The organism is Pseudomonas guariconensis (assembly GCF_040822035.1).
GTDB classification, from domain to species: Bacteria; Pseudomonadota; Gammaproteobacteria; order Pseudomonadales; family Pseudomonadaceae; genus Aquipseudomonas; species Aquipseudomonas guariconensis.
The window spans coordinates 2,977,387-2,993,209 of record NZ_CP162012.1 but is presented as its reverse complement, the minus strand read 5'-3'; the positions used below and the strand labels follow the sequence as shown (position 1 = coordinate 2,993,209).

The 15,823-nt window shown below is 62.8% G+C and carries 10 protein-coding genes; 7 read left to right on the top strand and 3 right to left on the bottom strand.

All coding sequences use genetic code 11. The features are described 5' to 3' along the window. Positions 1-137: 137 nt before the first annotated feature. From AB1N67_RS13535 to AB1N67_RS13520, 4 genes are all read left to right on the top strand, one after another. Positions 138-1,058, top strand: a complete 921-nt coding sequence (locus tag AB1N67_RS13535; protein ID WP_070571588.1) for a LysR substrate-binding domain-containing protein — start codon at positions 138-140, stop codon at positions 1,056-1,058. Between the two features lie 125 nt (positions 1,059-1,183). Then, positions 1,184-3,544 (top strand): DNA polymerase II, encoded by a 2,361-nt coding sequence (locus AB1N67_RS13530; protein WP_090344873.1) that lies wholly within the window; start codon positions 1,184-1,186, stop codon positions 3,542-3,544. A 101-nt stretch (positions 3,545-3,645) separates the two neighbouring features. Further along, a complete protein-coding gene (locus AB1N67_RS13525; protein ID WP_367863059.1) occupies positions 3,646-8,169 on the top strand; it encodes an NEL-type E3 ubiquitin ligase domain-containing protein in 4,524 nt (1,507 codons plus the stop codon). 226 nt (positions 8,170-8,395) lie between these two features. Continuing rightward, on the top strand, positions 8,396-8,959 hold the full coding sequence (locus AB1N67_RS13520) for a DUF4174 domain-containing protein (protein ID WP_043206895.1): 564 nt from the start codon (positions 8,396-8,398) through the stop codon (positions 8,957-8,959). A gap of 56 nt (positions 8,960-9,015) precedes the next feature. Here the strand turns inward: AB1N67_RS13520 and AB1N67_RS13515 are convergent, their stop codons facing one another. Further along, entirely contained in the window at positions 9,016-9,972 is a 957-nt protein-coding gene (locus AB1N67_RS13515; protein WP_090344823.1) for a DMT family transporter, read from the bottom strand. 118 nt (positions 9,973-10,090) lie between these two features. Here AB1N67_RS13515 and AB1N67_RS13510 point away from each other — a divergent pair, with 118 nt between their 5' ends. Next, on the top strand, positions 10,091-10,963 hold the full coding sequence (locus AB1N67_RS13510; protein ID WP_241523685.1) for a LysR family transcriptional regulator: 873 nt from the start codon (positions 10,091-10,093) through the stop codon (positions 10,961-10,963). A gap of 149 nt (positions 10,964-11,112) precedes the next feature. Then, a complete protein-coding gene (locus tag AB1N67_RS13505) occupies positions 11,113-12,273 on the top strand; it encodes a GGDEF domain-containing protein (RefSeq protein ID WP_090344828.1) in 1,161 nt (386 codons plus the stop codon). Between the two features lie 50 nt (positions 12,274-12,323). Here AB1N67_RS13505 and AB1N67_RS13500 read toward each other — a convergent pair whose 3' ends face one another. Next, positions 12,324-13,139, bottom strand: coding sequence for a protein phosphatase 2C domain-containing protein (locus AB1N67_RS13500; protein WP_090344830.1), 816 nt, complete (start codon positions 13,137-13,139; stop codon positions 12,324-12,326). A 293-nt stretch (positions 13,140-13,432) separates the two neighbouring features. Between AB1N67_RS13500 and AB1N67_RS13495 the strand changes: the two genes are divergently transcribed. Next, positions 13,433-13,912, top strand: coding sequence for a VOC family protein (locus AB1N67_RS13495; protein WP_090344833.1), 480 nt, complete (start codon positions 13,433-13,435; stop codon positions 13,910-13,912). Positions 13,913-13,917: 5 nt separating this feature from the next. Here AB1N67_RS13495 and AB1N67_RS13490 read toward each other — a convergent pair whose 3' ends face one another. Further along, entirely contained in the window at positions 13,918-15,708 is a 1,791-nt protein-coding gene (locus AB1N67_RS13490) for a thiamine pyrophosphate-requiring protein (RefSeq protein WP_090344835.1), read from the bottom strand. Positions 15,709-15,823: the final 115 nt, after the last annotated feature.

The following is a 15,823-nucleotide window of genomic DNA, read 5'->3' as shown; positions in this document are numbered from 1 at the left end:
AGTGACATCTAAGCAAGATGTATGCGGTTTCCATTGTAAATTTGTGATTTAACAGCATTTTCTGAGAACCCTCCGACGTTGTAAAACGTGTGGAACTATGACCTACTATTAGTCTCACTCATGCTTTGGGCAGGACCATGTCAGAACGGATTCAAGCACTCCACGCCTTACGCGCCTTCGAAGTGGCCTCGCGCTACGGCTCCTTCACCCGAGCAGCCCAGGAGTTGGCCTTGACCCAGGGAGCGGTAAGCCATCACGTCAAGACCCTAGAGGCCATGTTCGGCTGCGACCTGTTCGAGCGGCGCGGACCCAAGCTGCGCCTGACCGAGCATGGCCGGTTGCTGGCCCAGGAGCTCAAGGTGGGTTTCAAGATCATCGAAAACGCCTGCGCCTTACTGCGTCAGGACCGCTACGGCCTTCGTCTGAAGGCGCCTTCGACGCTCACTGTGCGCTGGTTGCTCAAGGCGCTGGATGGCTTCAAGAAAATCGACAATAGCTGCACTGTGCAGTTGTCGAGCGTCTGGATGGACATCGACACGGTGGACTTCTATTCCGAGCCCTACGACTGCGCCATCCTGTTGGGCAATGGACGCTTCGCCGCGGATGTCGAGAGCCTGAAACTGTTCGACGAGTGGCTGATCCCGGTGTGCCATCCTGAGTATCTTCAAGGCGCTGAGCCGGGGCTATCTGCGCTGCAGCATTGCGACCTGTTGCACCCCTCGCCGGATCGGCGCGACTGGCGGCGCTGGCTGGCGCGGATGGACGCCCAGGACATCAGCATCGACCAGGGGCAGGTTTTCGACACTCTCGACCAAGGTATTTCGGCGGCCCAGCAGGGCCTGGGCATCTCGGTGGTCGACCTGGTGCTGGTCAGCGCCGACCTGGCCGCGGGCCGTCTGGTGACGCCGTTCAAGCACGCGGTGGCCACAGGTGATGGCTATTACATGACGTGGCTCAAGTCCAGCCCCAAGGCGCGCCACATGCAGCGCCTGCGGGACTACTTGCTCAGCCAGGTGCCGCCACTGGCTCACAAGGACATCGATTACCTCTACGGCTGATGACAAGCCCAGCGCACGGATCGGGCGCGCCCTGGATTGAATGGCCCCATGCAATCAAGACAGTCGCTCCCGTCCCGGCGCGGTAGAATGACGCTTTGCCAACGAACATGATCGAGGTCGACGCGGTGCAGTTGCAGCAGGGCTTTGTCCTCACCCGCCATTGGCATGACACGCCCGAGGGCACCTGCGTGGAGTTCTGGCTGGCCACCGACCAGGGCCCACGGCAGTTGCGTCTGGCGCCGCAGGTGTCGGTGGCGTTCATCGCAGCCGGGCAAGGCGAGCACGCGCGGCTGTTGCTGGGGAACGAGCAAGGGGTCGAGCTGCGCCCGCTTGGCTTGCGCGACTTCGAACAGCGTCCGGTATTGGGCCTGTATTGCCGGCAGCACCGTCAATTGATGCAACTTGAGCAGCGCCTGCGCAGCGCCGGCATCGAGGTTTTCGAGGCTGACATCCGCCCACCGGAGCGCTACCTGATGGAGCGTTTCATCACCGCGCCGGTGCTGTTCAGCGGTCAAGCCGATGCCCAGGGCGTGATCTGCGATGCCCATCTCAAACCAAACCCTGACTACCGCCCTGCGTTGCGCCTGGTGTCGTTGGACATCGAGACCAGCGAGCGCGGCGAACTCTACAGTATCGCCCTGGAAGGCTGCGGCCAGCGGCAGGTCTATATGCTGGGGCCGGCCAACGGCGATACCCGCGAAGTGGATTTCGACCTCGAATACTGCGAGGACCGCGCCCAGTTGCTTGAGCGCCTCAACCAGTGGTTCGCACGCCATGACCCGGACGCGATCATCGGGTGGAGCCTGGTGCAATTCGACCTACGCCTGCTGCATGAGCATGCCGCGCGTCTGCAGGTGCCACTGACCCTGGGACGCAACGGTGCGCCGCTGACTTTGCGCGCCCATGGCAGCCGCAACCACGTGTTCGCCGATGCCCCAGGCCGGCTGTTGATCGACGGCATCGAATCACTGCGCTCGGCCACCTGGAGCTTTCCGTCGTTCAGTCTCGAGAGTGTCGCCCAGACCCTGCTGGGCGAGGGCAAGGCCATCGACTCGCCCTACCAGCGCATGGACGAAATCAACCGCATGTTCGCCGAGGACAAGCCTGCGCTGGCGCGCTACAACCTCAAGGACTGCGAACTGGTCACGCGCATTTTCGCCCATACCCGTCTGCTGGAGTTTCTCCTGGAACGCGCCACAGTCACGGGCCTGCCGGTCGATCGCAGCGGTGGTTCGGTGGCAGCGTTCTGTCATTTGTACATCCCGCCCATGCACCGGCTGGGGTATGTCGCGCCGAACCTGGGCAGCCGCCCAGACGAAGCCAGCCCCGGCGGCTTTGTCATGGATTCGCGCCCTGGGTTGTACGATTCGGTGCTGGTGCTCGATTACAAGAGTCTGTATCCCTCGATCATTCGTACCTTCCTGATCGATCCGGTGGGGCTGGTCGAAGGCCTGGCCCAGCCGGACGATGCGCATTCGGTGGAGGGATTTCGCGGGGCCCGGTTCTCCCGTACCCGGCACAGCCTGCCGGCGATCGTCGAGCGGGTCTGGCAGGGCAGGGAGGCGGCCAAGCGCGCAGGCAATGCGCCGTTGTCCCAAGCACTGAAGATCATCATGAACGCCTTCTATGGCGTGCTGGGTTCCAGTGGCTGCCGGTTCTTCGACCCCCGGTTGGCATCGTCGATCACCATGCGCGGTCATCAGATCATGCGTCAGACCCGGGCGCTGATCGAAGCCCGTGGCTTCGATGTGATCTATGGCGACACCGACTCCACATTCGTCTGGCTCAAAGGGGCGCACAGCGAAGAGGCCGCCGCGCGTATTGGCCGTGAGCTGGTGAACGAGGTCAACCAGTGGTGGCGCCAGCACCTTGAGACAACCATGGGCCTGGACAGCGCCTTGGAGCTGCAGTTCGAAACCCACTATCGACGCTTTCTCATGCCGACCATCCGCGGTACCGACGAGGGCAGCAAGAAGCGCTACGCCGGCCTGGTCCGCCGCGCCGAGGGCCAGGAGGAGATGGTCTACAAGGGGCTGGAGTCGGTGCGCACCGACTGGTCACCGCTGGCCCGGCAGTTCCAGCAGGAGCTGTATGGACGTATTTTCCGCGGCCAGCCCTATCGGGACTATGTGTGCGATTTCGTGCGACGCACTTTGGCCGGTGAGCAGGATGACTTGTTGGTCTATCGCAAGCGCCTGAGGCGTCCTCTGGCCGACTACCAACGCAACGTGCCCCCGCATGTGCGCGCCGCGCGCTTGGCCGATGAGTACAACAGCCGCCTGGGGCGAGCGCAGCAGTACCAGAACGGCGGCTGGATCAGCTACGTCATCACCACGGCCGGTCCCGAGCCGTTGGAAAACCAGCAGTCTCCGATCGATCACGAGCATTACCTGTCGCGTCAGTTGCAGCCAGTGGCCGACGCGATCCTGCCTTTCGTCGGTGATGACTTCGGCACATTGACCGGTCGGCAACTGCAGTTGTTTTGAGGTGGTAGCTATCTAGCGTTCCTTCGCCAAGCCAGGCGCCTAGCCTCGTCGCTCCAGTCAACCAGGAGATGGACATGGGCGGCGAGCGCAATGAACCGCAAGTGAACGAAGCAACGCAGCTGGCAGCGGAGCGTGCCTATCAGGATGGCTTCATCGCCGAACGCCTGCCGCTGTGGATGAAGTCGGCGACGCCGCAGCAACGGGCTCGGTTTGCAGATGCGATGGACGAAAGCGTGGTGCTGCGTTCGCATCTCAAACACGTGCTGGGGCGCATCGAGGCGCTGGACGGCTTTATCAAATCCAAGCTGCAGGCTGCATTGCGAGCGCGCTATTCGGCTCAGTTCAATCTTCATCAGTGGAGCTTTATCGGCGGGTACCCGGAGCCTGTGATCAATGCCCAGCCCGTTGGCGTCCACCTGACCAAGCAGCAGTACGACCAGCGTTCGCTTCTGGAGGTGGCAGTACGCAACTTCACCGCTGAGGAAGCCGTAGCGGGCGGGCAACCGCGCGGCAATCGCTTGTCCAGCGCCAGGCAGGGCAGGATCAAGGCGCCGTCTGCAACCGAGTTTGCCAAGCTGTGTCGTGAACTCGATCTTGGCAGCGCGTACCAAGCGCATCTGGCCGAGGTTTTGAGCGGACCTGTGACAGACGACAAACCGGCATGGACCGTCCCATGCTTGCTGGCTGACTGGAGCCGCCATGCCATGCTGTTTGATGCCTACCAGGCCCGTGACCGCGCTGGACTGAGCGAGCGTGAGCTCGAGACGATTGCCGAACTCTGCGCGAAAGAGGGCGCGCAAAACAAGGCTTCGACCGTGACAGCGCAACGTCTGCGTCTGCTGGACTGCGACCTGCAGCAGATCGTAGTCATCGATGAGTCGCACAACGACGGAAGGTTGCTGCTCTATGTGCCTGGCGATCCAAACGGGGCCTGGAGCGCGTTCTCCAGCCTTCGCAAGCTCGCCAACGAACTGGGTAGGCGCCTACGCAGCCAGGCGTACCAGACATTCTTTCGCCGCTTCGTGCGCAGACGCGACAGTCATGCGTTCTATTCAATCGTGATCCCCGCGTACAAAGACTTGGTCATCTGGGCCAACATCAGCCTGGATGAAAGCCTCATGCCCTATGGCACGCCGTTTTTTCAACGCCTGGCCCATGCGCGTATCGAGCAGATAAAAGATGACGCGAAGGTGCTCGTGGCGCCGGTTGAAGAACTGGACCGCACCCTGCAGCGCGAATACGACGAGCGCCTCGCTGCCGATGGCCAGGCATTGTTGTCCGCCGCAGGCCTATTTGTGCCGGTGCTTGGCGAGGTGCTTTTGGCCGTCAGCGCCTGGGAAACGCTCACTGAGGTCTACCACGGCATCGAGGCCTGGCAAGACAACCACACCCGCCAGGCATGCAAGCACCTACTCAATGTCGTTACCGCGGTGTCGGTCGCCGGCGCCACCACCGCGGCGGTCGCTGGGGTAGAGGCCCTCTCGGCGCGCTCGAGCATCATGGACAACCTGCTGCCGGCCTATCTGGAAGACGGTTCGGCAAAGCTGTGGGCTGCGGACGTCAAGGCCTTTCGCAGTGACGTGCCACCGTCTGGCGCGACGAGCGATACAGCCGGGGTCTTCCGGTTGGGGGAGCAGGCCTGGATCGAGATGGACGGACACTACTACCGCGTGCGTCAGCGAACCCAGGACGGGCAATGGCAACTGCTGCCGCAGGCTGGGCATGGGCCGTTGTTGAGACACAACGGTGCGGGTGCCTGGCGGTTGTGGTTCGAGCAGCCGGCCCAGTGGGAAGACGTCCATTACTTGTTCCGTCGATTGGGTGGGCACTTTCGCGAGCTGGATGACGAGCGGATCGATCTGGTCCTGAGTTTCCACGGGCTAAAGGCGGATGATCTGCGGGGGTTGCACGTGTATGGTCGCGCGCCGGCTTCCGGGTTGCTGGACAGCACGGTCCGTGCCCACCTGGACTTGCGCATCCGCGACATGGTCGAGCGCTTGCGCTCGGGCAAACAGGTGGAGGATGCCTTCGCATTGCAAGGCGCCCAACGTCTTCCCGGAGCTGGCGGGCTGCCTGACCAGGCATTGGCCGAGGTGGCATGGAAGGCTCGGCGCGAGTTGCTGCAGGATCTCTACGAACACATGCCCAACGGCGAGAACCTCGCCAGCACGATGTTGCGTCGGGTGTTTCCCAGTCTGCATTGGCGTGCTGCGCAGGGGTTGGTGGACGCGGCGACGACTACGGACCGGCAACGCTTACTCGACAGTGGACGGGTGCCGCTGCAATTGGCGGAATCGTCCAGAGCGTATGTACAAAACATGCGTGTGACACGCGTGTATGAAGCGCTGCACCTGGACACGCCGCAAAACGCTGATGTGGCCCGGGTCGCCATCGGCATGCTGCGCTATTTGCCCGGTGCTGCCACGGGTATCCGCTGGCGTTTGTTCGAGGGCAGTGCGAGCGGCCTCTTGCTCGTTGCGAGCGAGCAGGGGGCCACCGCCTGCGATCTGATACACGTCGAGGGTAAGTTCCTGGTCGTCGATCCCAAAACGAACCTGTTAAGTGAGCCGCATGAGTTGTTCGACGCGATGGCCACCGCCTATAAAGGCCAGCAAGCGGCCATGGGCATTGCCGATCCCTTTGCCCACAACCTGCGCGTGCTGCTGGCCCGCCAGGCGATCGAACGCCCCAGCGAGGTCGGGGAGCTGTTGAACAAAGGGCAAGGCAAGGACCGCTGGCTGGCCCCGCTGCGCCAGGACGATGGCCGGCTCGGTTATCCCTTGAGTGGGCGCCTGTCCGGTAGCAGCCGGAGCCGAGGAGGGCCCTGGATGATCCAGGCGGAACTGCGGCGGATCTATCCCACTTACTCCGACGCCCAGGTCAGCGCCTGGCAAGTGAAAATGCAGCGTACCGGCAGGGACATGGCGCAGGAACTGCGTCAGCTTCGTCACGAACTCAAGACCCTGGAACAATCGCTCAATACTTGGCTCACAGCCACCACTGCGCTGTTGGAAAGGTCAGACCGCAGGCGGGTCACGGGACAATTGCTGGCGTGCTGGCAGCGAGTCATCGACGAGCCTTCGCAGCTCAATTCGTTGGCGATCGACTATCGCTTGGAACTTAACGGCCTGAGACCAGGATTCTTGCCCCCTCTGCCTACCCGCAGCTTCTCCCATGTTTCTGAGCTGGCGATTCTGGATATGGACTTGGCGCATGTGCCGGACTATTTCCTGCAGGCGTTTCCCAACCTCCGGACGCTGCGGGTCAGCGGCAACCGACTGTCTCGACTGCCGGCACGCCTGCATCAACTGCCGCGCCTGCGTGAACTGAACCTGTACGACAACCAAATCGTCCTGGATGACAGCCAAGCCTCTGAGCTGACTCGCTGCTCACGCCTGGAATACATCAATCTTTCGCACAACCCTCTGGGGCTGGTGTTTTCCGTCAGCGGATTTTCCAGGCTCAGGCGACTGCTGCTGCGCAACACTTTCATCGATGTGCTGCCTCCGGGATTGCTAGAGTGCACGGAGCTGGACTATGCGGACCTGAGCGACAATCGAATCACCCGGATACCGCCGATGTTCCATCAGGCCCCCTTGTGGCTCAGGCATCGCGTGCTGTTGATGGGCAATCCGCTGGCCGAGGACGATGTACAGGCCTTGCGCGTGGCGTTCCAGTCCGTCAGGGGAGCCAATACCCATGCCATAGCCTGGAGCAATGCCGTTGCGAGCGCTGACCGGGACCGGCTGCTCGAACTGTGGCACTCGATCGAGGCGGTCGAGGGCTCGGCTGGGCTCATGACACTTCTGCGCAGGTTGCTCGATACCGCGGATTTCCAGAAACAACCGCAGATATTGGCCCAGCGTGTGCTGACCATGCTGAAAAACATGCACGAGCAGACTGATTTGCTTCCAGAGTTGTTTACCCATGCTGACGATGACCTGACTTGCCAGGACAGTGTGGCGTTGCGGTTTCACAATCTGGAGGTGCGGATGTTGGCGGTCCAGGCCAAGGCCCAGGCCGGCACTGAGCAGGGCGCTACGACGCAGGCATTGCTTAGGCTCGGACGGCGCCTGTGGCGCCTGGCGCAGGTCCAGGATCATATCTTGAGCTTCCTACGTGCCCAGGCTGAAGCCGGCACCCCCCTAGATGAGGTCGAGGTAATGCTGGGCTATCAGCTGGCATTGCGTGGATCACTCGATTTACCCATCGAGGCGGGCGAAATGGCGTTTCCCGAGTATGCCCATCTGGATCCGGCCCGGGTCGACCGGATCCGTACACAGGTTCGCGCCGCAGAACAGCATGAAGCGCTGGCCAGCTGGATGGTGGATCAGGATTTCTGGCGTGAGCATCTGTTGGCGGAAAACCCAGGACACTTCGACCAAGGCAACGCACGGCATCACCGACAGCTTGAGCAATTGACGGCGCAGCGGGATGCGTTGACGCAGGGCGACACCCAGGCGCAGGCCTTATCGGCCCAGGTTCTGCAACAGGTGGAAAACATCGAAGATCAGATGAAACAAATCCAGAAGCTGCAAAAAGCTGATGAGCGATACGAGATGCGTGTATTGACCAACCGGGTGCTGGGGACGGCCCCGGCCGGTGCCGGCATCGATGTCCGTTGATGCAAGTATTGCCTGCAGGTGCCGCGCTGGCTGGAGGGCTTTGGACTATGCTCAGTTCGGGGGCCCGCGGTTTCTGCAGAGGTCGCAAGCCTGGTTCGACGCGCTGCTGGTAATGGCCAGTTACCTTTCGCCTTATCACCTGACTTGTCAGGTGGTTTAGGCTCGCACGTCGGATCTTTCTCAATGATCTGTAGTCTTTGAGTTATCGAGAAATAAGGAGATGCGCATGCTCGTCCGGTCACTGACCCTCGCCACTCTGCTTGCCCTCGCAAGCCCTGTGTTCGCTGCGGACAGCGATGCTCCGCTGGCCAAAGAACTGGGCAAGGCAAGGCCCTTGGTCATCATCGCACCCAGCAGCGCCGACCCGACCTTGCGCGGGTTGAACGAGGCACTCCAGGACCCCGCTACCCAAGCCGCCTTCAAAGAGCGCAGCCTGGTGCTGTACAGCGTTGCCAACATGATGGGCAAGCGCGAGGACAAGAACCTCGAACAGCAGACCACCATGGCGTTGATTCGCGAACTCAAGCTCGGCGCCAGCAAGGGCACCAAGGTGATCCTGGTGGGCAAGGATGGCGAGCGGCATGTGCTCAAGGACGACGACAGCGGCGAGAAGATCGATCCGCAGGTGATCATCAAGGCCGTGGACGAACTACCTGCCAGCGAGAAGGCTGTGAGCGCGCCGGAGCCGGTGGCGGCTTCCGCGCCTGCTGAGCCCAAGTCCAAGGGCAAGGACAGCAAGCCTGCCAAGCCGGCAAAACCGGCGGCACCGCCAAAGCCGCTCGAGGACTGATCGATACAAGCGAGGCGCCGGTTGGCCTGGCGCCTTGCCTGCGTGAGCAGATGCCCCTACGCTTCGGCTTGCTTGGGCTGCGTCGAAGCTTGCTGTTTCTTCGCAGGCTTCAGGCGTGTCACGCCGTACAACACCAGCGCCAGACCCGCCAACTGATACCCCGAGATCTGCTCGCTGAGGATCGCCCACGACGCGAGCATCGTCAGCACCGGACCCAGATTGCCCACCGCTGCGGTATGGGTGGGGCCCAGGCGCTGGATCGCCAGGGCCACCCAGTAGATCGGCAACACCGTGGAAAACACCGCCATCAGCCCCGCATGTATCCAGATCGCCAGTGGCTGCTGCCACAGCTGGCCGATGTCCGCCACCAGCAGGTAGTGCGCCAGCACCATCAATGACGAGGCGATGCCGCAGAGCCCAGCCAGACGCATCGAGCTCATGCGCTTGAGCATGATGCCGGTACCCGAGTAATAGAGCGCGTAGCTCACCGCACTGGCCACCACCCACAACGATCCCAGCACCACTTGCTCGCCGACCCCGGCCACACTGACATCGTGTACGAAGGCGATGCCCAGGCCCAGGTAACACAGGCCCATGGCCGTCAGGGTCCGCAGGGTAGGGCGCTCGCGCAGGGCAATGGCCTGGAACACCAGCACGAGCGTGGGATAAGTGAACAGGATCAGCCGCTCGAGGCCGGCGCTGATGTACTGCAGACCATAGAAGTCGAACAGGCTCGCCAGGTAGTAGCCCAGCAACCCGAGCCCGGCCACGCGCAGGCCGTCCCCAAGCCCCAGCTTCGCAGCGGACTGGCCACGGCTGAGCCAGGTCAGCCAGGCGAACAGCGGCAGTGCCAACCCCATGCGCATGGCCAACAGGGTGATGGCGTCCACCGGACCTGCGGCATAGGCCAGCTTGACGAAGATGGCCTTGAAGCTGAATCCCAAGGCCGCCAGCACGGCATATCCACCGCCGTTGTGGATCGCAGTCTGAAGGCGAAGGTGCAAACGCGTCATGGCAAAGTCCAGGCAATTGAAGGCAGGACTTATTCTGTACAGAACGGGTTGTGGCTAGAATCGCTTTTTCTCGAACATGGCTTTCGCTTTTGGAGAACGCACAAGGATGCACTTCGACTTGCCCGATCTGCGCCTGTTTGCCGCCATTGCCGTTACCGGCAGCCTGAGCAAGGCGGCGGCGACCATTCCGGTGGCGGTGTCCGCCGCCAGCACCCGCCTGCGCCTGTTCGAGTCTCGCTGTGGCTTTGCCCTGTTCGTTCGCAAGGCTGATGGCATGCAACTGACCCCCGCTGGCCGGCTGGTACTGGAGGCGGCCCGTGGTGTGCTGGGGGAGGCGCAAAAGCTGCAGGACACCTTGAAGGAGTTGGCAGGGCAGCGGCGCATCACGCTGCACCTGGCGGCTTCCACCGTCAGCAACAGCACGCTGTTGCCGGCGGTGCTCGGACCGTTTCTGGCCGACTACCCTGAGGTCGACCTGCAACTGGTCGAGCACAAGAGCATCGATGTATTGCGCGTGGTGCTGGCCGGTGAATGCGAGTTAGGGGTGTATGACGGCAACCTGATCGACGAAGGCATCGTCTCGCTGCCGTTTCGCAACGAGCGCCTGGTAATGCTGGTACCAGTGGATCATCCCTTGGCCGGTCGCGAACAATTGCGCTTGGTTGATGCCCTGGGTTACCCGTTTGTGTGTCTGCCGGCAGAGCGGGCGATGCAGCGCTTCGTCGAGGAGCTGGCGATGAATCTGGCCATGCCGTTGAAGGTGCGTGTGCGTGCGCCGAGCTTCGAGGCCATCGCTCAATTGGTGGCCCAGCGCGCGGGTATCGCCATGCTGCCGGAAACCGCCGCTGTGCGCGCCGAGCAGGAGCTGGCGGTTCGCAGGGTGATGCTGGAGGAGCGCTGGGCCACCCTGGAGCTGCGTATCTGTTTTCGTGACTGGGAGCGCCTGAGTTCTCATGGTCGGCAATTGGTCAGCTATCTCTCGACGGCGTGAGCCCACCGGATCGGCGACTGACATGTTGATGTTTCGCCGCCCGCGAGGCGCTTTTGAAAAGACCCTCCAGTCGGTAGCGACCTGCTAAAAGTGCATCCGAACGCTTACAATCCACGCCCTTCAATACGATCGCTCAGGCCTGTCCGCTCATGGCTCTAGACCCCCTCACGATGTTGACCATCAGCATTGCCCTCGCGGCTGCGGCTGCTTTGTACCTGGCGGTCGAGTGGCGCACCGTGCGTGCCACCTCGCTGCTGTTCTGGGCCGCTGGGTTCGCCACCATCAGTGTGGGGTCGACCTTGGCATTGTTGCGCGTCAGTGGGCTGATGCTCGTCGGGGTGTGGTTCGCCAATGGCTTGCTGGTGTTGGCGCATTGGTTCTTTCTCGTGGGTGTGGCGCGGTTTACCGAGATGCGGCTTTCCCGTGGCTGGTACCTGTTGCCCGTTGTCTGGCTGATGCTGTTGCTGCTGCCTGAAAGCCCGCAGTGGTCGAAGGTGATGTTGCTGGCCAACTCGCTGCTGGTGGCCTTGCCCACCCTGTGGGCCTGCGTGCTGCTGCGGCCCCATGGCAAGTCGTTGCGCGTGGGGGCGGTGCAGCTGCGTTATGTGCTGCTGGCCCACGGCATCTTCTACCTGGCCAAGATGATTCCGCCGTTGGTGCCTGGGACGCTGATCGATCTGGCGGCCTTGCGTGGCGCGATCATCCAGGTGTCGCTGGTCGAGGGCACGATGGCGATCATGCTCATCGCCTTGTCCATGACTGGCACCGAGCGCCACCGACGCGAACGGCAGATCGCCCGGCTGGCGGCGCGCGATCCCTTGACCGCCCTGTATAACCGGCGCGCCTTGGAGGCACGCGCCCCGCGTCTGCTGGATGACGTGGCAACGGACCGCCCCGGTGCGCTTTTGCTGATCGACATCGACAACTTCAAGATGGTCAACGACCTGCATGGCCATACTGCCGGTGATCGCCTGCTGGTTGCATTGGGCGAGATGATTCGCGCCTCGACCCCCGCCAGTGGCTTGGCCGCCCGGTTGGGCGGCGATGAGTTCGTCATCCTGCTGGGTAACGCGACCCGTGAAAAAGTCGAAGGGTTGGGGAGCGCTTTGCGCGAGCAGTTCCATCGGATGACCGCGCAGACGTTCCCTACGCCTGCGGCGGTCACCCTCAGCATCGGCGTCAACCTGTTCGATCGGGCGCCTGCCAGCCTGGCGGCACTGATCGAACAGGGTGACGTTGCACTCTACGAATCCAAGCGAGGCGGGCGTGACAGCATCCGCCTGGTCGATCGCACCCAGCCTAAGGCATAGCGAAGGGTCGTCTTGGCATCGGAACCGCATCGGCCCGGCGTTTTTCTTCTTCAGCCCACCCGCAACCAGAGCGCCGATGCGTCGTCGCTCATTTTGAACCGTGGATAACGAACGCAGGCGGCATCGTCGCGCTCGATCTGCCGTAGTCGCAGCGCAAGTTCTGCCAGGCCCTGCTCGCGCAGCTGGGTCATGAAGGTGTGGGGCGTGCAGGCCCGGTAGGTATCGAACAGGGCCGCGAAACCATCGCTCATCAGCACCAGGTCGTCGCCGCGCCTTACCGGTGCGCGGGTGTATACGGTACCAGCCCTGGCCACTTCGGCATCGACGCTGAGCACGGCCTTGGGACGCTCCCGGGCGATGCGCCGATCTGCCTGCACGGCAGGGGTGCGCACGCCATGGGCGCCGGTGCCAGGGCCCAGGGCGAGCGCCTCGGCGCGCTCGGTTTCGCGGTCCGGCTCAGGTGTCAGGAAGGCCATGCCGTGCTCGCTGCGGTGAAGTACGACGCAGTCCGCCAGATGGGCGCAGACTACTTCGTCATCTTCCAGCGCCACCGCCGCAAAGGCCGCGCGGGGCAGCTCCCAGCCGGCGACCGGCTCACGTCGGCGGTCTCGTTCGTAGGCTGCGGCCACGGTAGCGAACACCTGTTCGCACAGGCTCTGCAACGGCCCGCTTGCGCTGACAAAGGCAGCCTGCGCTGCCGCTGCCAACCAGGCCGCGCCCCCTTGTTCACCCAGCAGACCAGGCGGGCCCAGATCGGTTGCGCCGTCGATGACCCAAGCATGACGGCTTGCACAGCCAATACGGTCGTCATTGGGAACATCGGCCTTGCCGGCCAGGTTGAGACTTTGGATCAGGTCGAAATGCATGGTGTGTCGTCTATCTCGTGAATAAAGAAGCTTCGACAAGCGCGGCTACCTTGAGTTGTGCTGCGCCGGCTCGTTGTGCAGCCGATGCTGGTGAAGCAGCGCCAAGCGCTCGAGACTAGGCCAAATACCGTTTCAATTATGTAGGAAACCACCGTGAACCACGCTCTGACTGCGCGACTATCGCCTGGCCCATCCGCAAGCGTCTGCAACCGACGAAGCGCTTGCCCAGGCCATCGCCTGCCAGGGGTGAAGGTCTAGACTCTAACCTTTGCGATGTGATCGTGGAGACTCCAATGCCCAGCAAAAACACCATCTGCCTCTGGTTCGACGAGGATGCCCTGGAGGCGGCGACTTTTTACGCCAAGACCTTCCCCGACAGCGCAGTAGGGGCAGTGCATCACGCACCGGGCGACTACCCGTCGGGCAGGGCCGGCGATGTCATCACTGTCGAGTTCACCGTGGCCGGTATTCCCTGCGTCGGCCTGAACGGGGGGACCGCGTTCAAGCACAGCGAGGCATTTTCGTTCCAGATCTGCACGCAGGATCAGGCCGAGACCGACCGTCTGTGGCAGGCCATCGTCGGCAACGGCGGCCAGGAAAGCGTCTGCGGCTGGTGCAAGGACAAGTGGGGCATCTCGTGGCAGATCTCGCCCCGGGTGCTGCTCGAGGCCATGGACAACCCAGACCGGGCCGCCGCCAAGCGCGCATTCGACGCCATGATGCGGATGGGCAAGATCGACATCGCCGGGATCGAGGCGGCGCTCAAAGGTTAGCGGCATCATGCTTTGCCGTGCCCTGGCAATAGCCCGCTGATCAGCTGGCGCGCGGTTTGGCGCAGGATGCCGGCTTGGTCCGGGTCGCCTTGCAGCAGGGCGCCGGCGAACTTCTTCGCCTGCTCCAGGGTGATGTGCGGCGGCAGCGGCGGGACATCGGGGTCGGTACGAAAATCGATGACCACGGGCACCTCGCTGGCCAAGGCCTGCTCCCAGGCGTCGGCCACGTCCTGCTCGCGTTCGACATACAGGCCCTTCAGACCGATCGAGAGGGCGAACAGGTGGTAGGGCACGTCAGGAATGTCCTGGCTGGCGGCAAACTTGGGGTCTCCCTCCATCACCCGCTGCTCCCAGGTGACCTGGTTGAGATCCTGATTGTTGAACACCGCACAAATCCAACGTCCGTTGCCCCATTGTCGCCAGTACTTGGCCACGGTGATCAGTTCGGCCATGTTGTTCATCTGCATGGCACCGTCGCCTACCAGGGCCACCACGCAGCGCTCGGGGTGAGCGAACTTGGCTGCGATGGCGTAGGGCACTGCCGCGCCCATCGAAGCCAAGCCCCCGGACAACGAACATTCCATACCCGGGCGGATCCGCAGGTCGCGGGCGAACCAGTTGGCGCAGGAGCCCGAGTCGCACGTGATGATGGCGGCGTCCGGCAGGCGAGGCGAGAGTTCATGGACGACCCGCTGCGGATTGATCGGCGCAGCCTTGCTCAGGGCGCGTTGCGTCAGCTTCTTGTCCCACGCCTTGCGCCAACCTTCGACCTTGGTTCGCCAACTGCGGCGGGTCTTATGCTCGATCAGCGGTAGCAGGGCGTCCAGCGTCTGTGCGGCATCGCCCATCAAGTTCACTTCCATGGGATAGCGCAGGCCGAGCATGTCGGCAGCGATGTCGATCTGTACGCCGCGGGCCTGACCTTCCTCTGGTAGGAACTCGGCGTAGGGGAAGCCTGAACCGATTATCAGCAGCGTGTCGCATTCGTTCATCAGCTTCAGGCTGGGTTCGGTACCCAACAGACCGATGCAACCGGTGACCCAAGGCAGGTCATCGGGCAATACGGCCTTGCCCAGCAGGGCCTTGGCGACGCCTGCACCGAGCTTTTCGGCGATTGCGCTCACCTGCTCACGGGCCTGCAGCGCGCCGGCCCCCACCAGGATCGCGACTTTCTTGCCGGCGTTGAGTATCTGCGCAGCCTGCTGCAATGCGTCGGGGTGGGGCACGATCCTCGGTGGGTTGAAGCCTGTGCCCGAATGCAAGGTGCCATGGGCCCGTGCAGGCGACTCGTAGGGCATTTCCTGCAGATCGTTGGGCAGCACCAATGCGGTGACCCGGCGTTCGCCCTGCGCCGTGCGTACGGCGCGATCCAGCAAATGGCGCACTTGGGCCGGGGCCGTGGCCTGCTGGACGAATGCACCGGCCACGTCCTTGAACATCGAGACCAGATCCAGCTCCTGCTGGTAATGCCCACCCAGCGCGGTGCGGGCCTGCTGGCCGACGATGGCCAACACCGGCATGTGGTCCAGGCGGGCGTCATACAGGCCTGTCAGCAAGTGCGAAGCGCCAGGCCCGGACGTTGCGATGCACACGCCAAGCTCACCTGTGAACTTGGCATGGGCGCTGGCCATGAATGCCGCCATTTCTTCATGGCGGCACTGCACGAATTCGATCGTACCGGCCCGACGCAGTGCACCGAACACGCCATTGATGCCATCGCCCGGATAGCCGAATACCCGCTTCACGCCCCATTGGCTCAAACGCTCAACCAGAAAATCGCCTACGGTGCTCGCCATCGTTCCTACCTCCATGCAAACCGTCACAGCAGTGAAACTTCCGACGACCCCCAGGGCCGGATGTTCAGATTCATTTGACAGGCTGAATGAATCCAACTGGTGGCTTGGGGAAAGT

Coding starts and splice junctions, on each gene's coding strand:
- AB1N67_RS13535 (WP_070571588.1), top strand. CDS start 138: ATGTCAGAACGGATTCAAGCACTCCACGCCTTACGCGCCTTCGAAGTG.
- AB1N67_RS13520 (WP_043206895.1), top strand. CDS start 8,396: ATGCTCGTCCGGTCACTGACCCTCGCCACTCTGCTTGCCCTCGCAAGC.
- AB1N67_RS13515 (WP_090344823.1), bottom strand. CDS start 9,972: ATGACGCGTTTGCACCTTCGCCTTCAGACTGCGATCCACAACGGCGGT.
- AB1N67_RS13505 (WP_090344828.1), top strand. CDS start 11,113: ATGGCTCTAGACCCCCTCACGATGTTGACCATCAGCATTGCCCTCGCG.
- AB1N67_RS13500 (WP_090344830.1), bottom strand. CDS start 13,139: ATGCATTTCGACCTGATCCAAAGTCTCAACCTGGCCGGCAAGGCCGAT.
- AB1N67_RS13495 (WP_090344833.1), top strand. CDS start 13,433: ATGCCCAGCAAAAACACCATCTGCCTCTGGTTCGACGAGGATGCCCTG.
- AB1N67_RS13490 (WP_090344835.1), bottom strand. CDS start 15,708: ATGGCGAGCACCGTAGGCGATTTTCTGGTTGAGCGTTTGAGCCAATGG.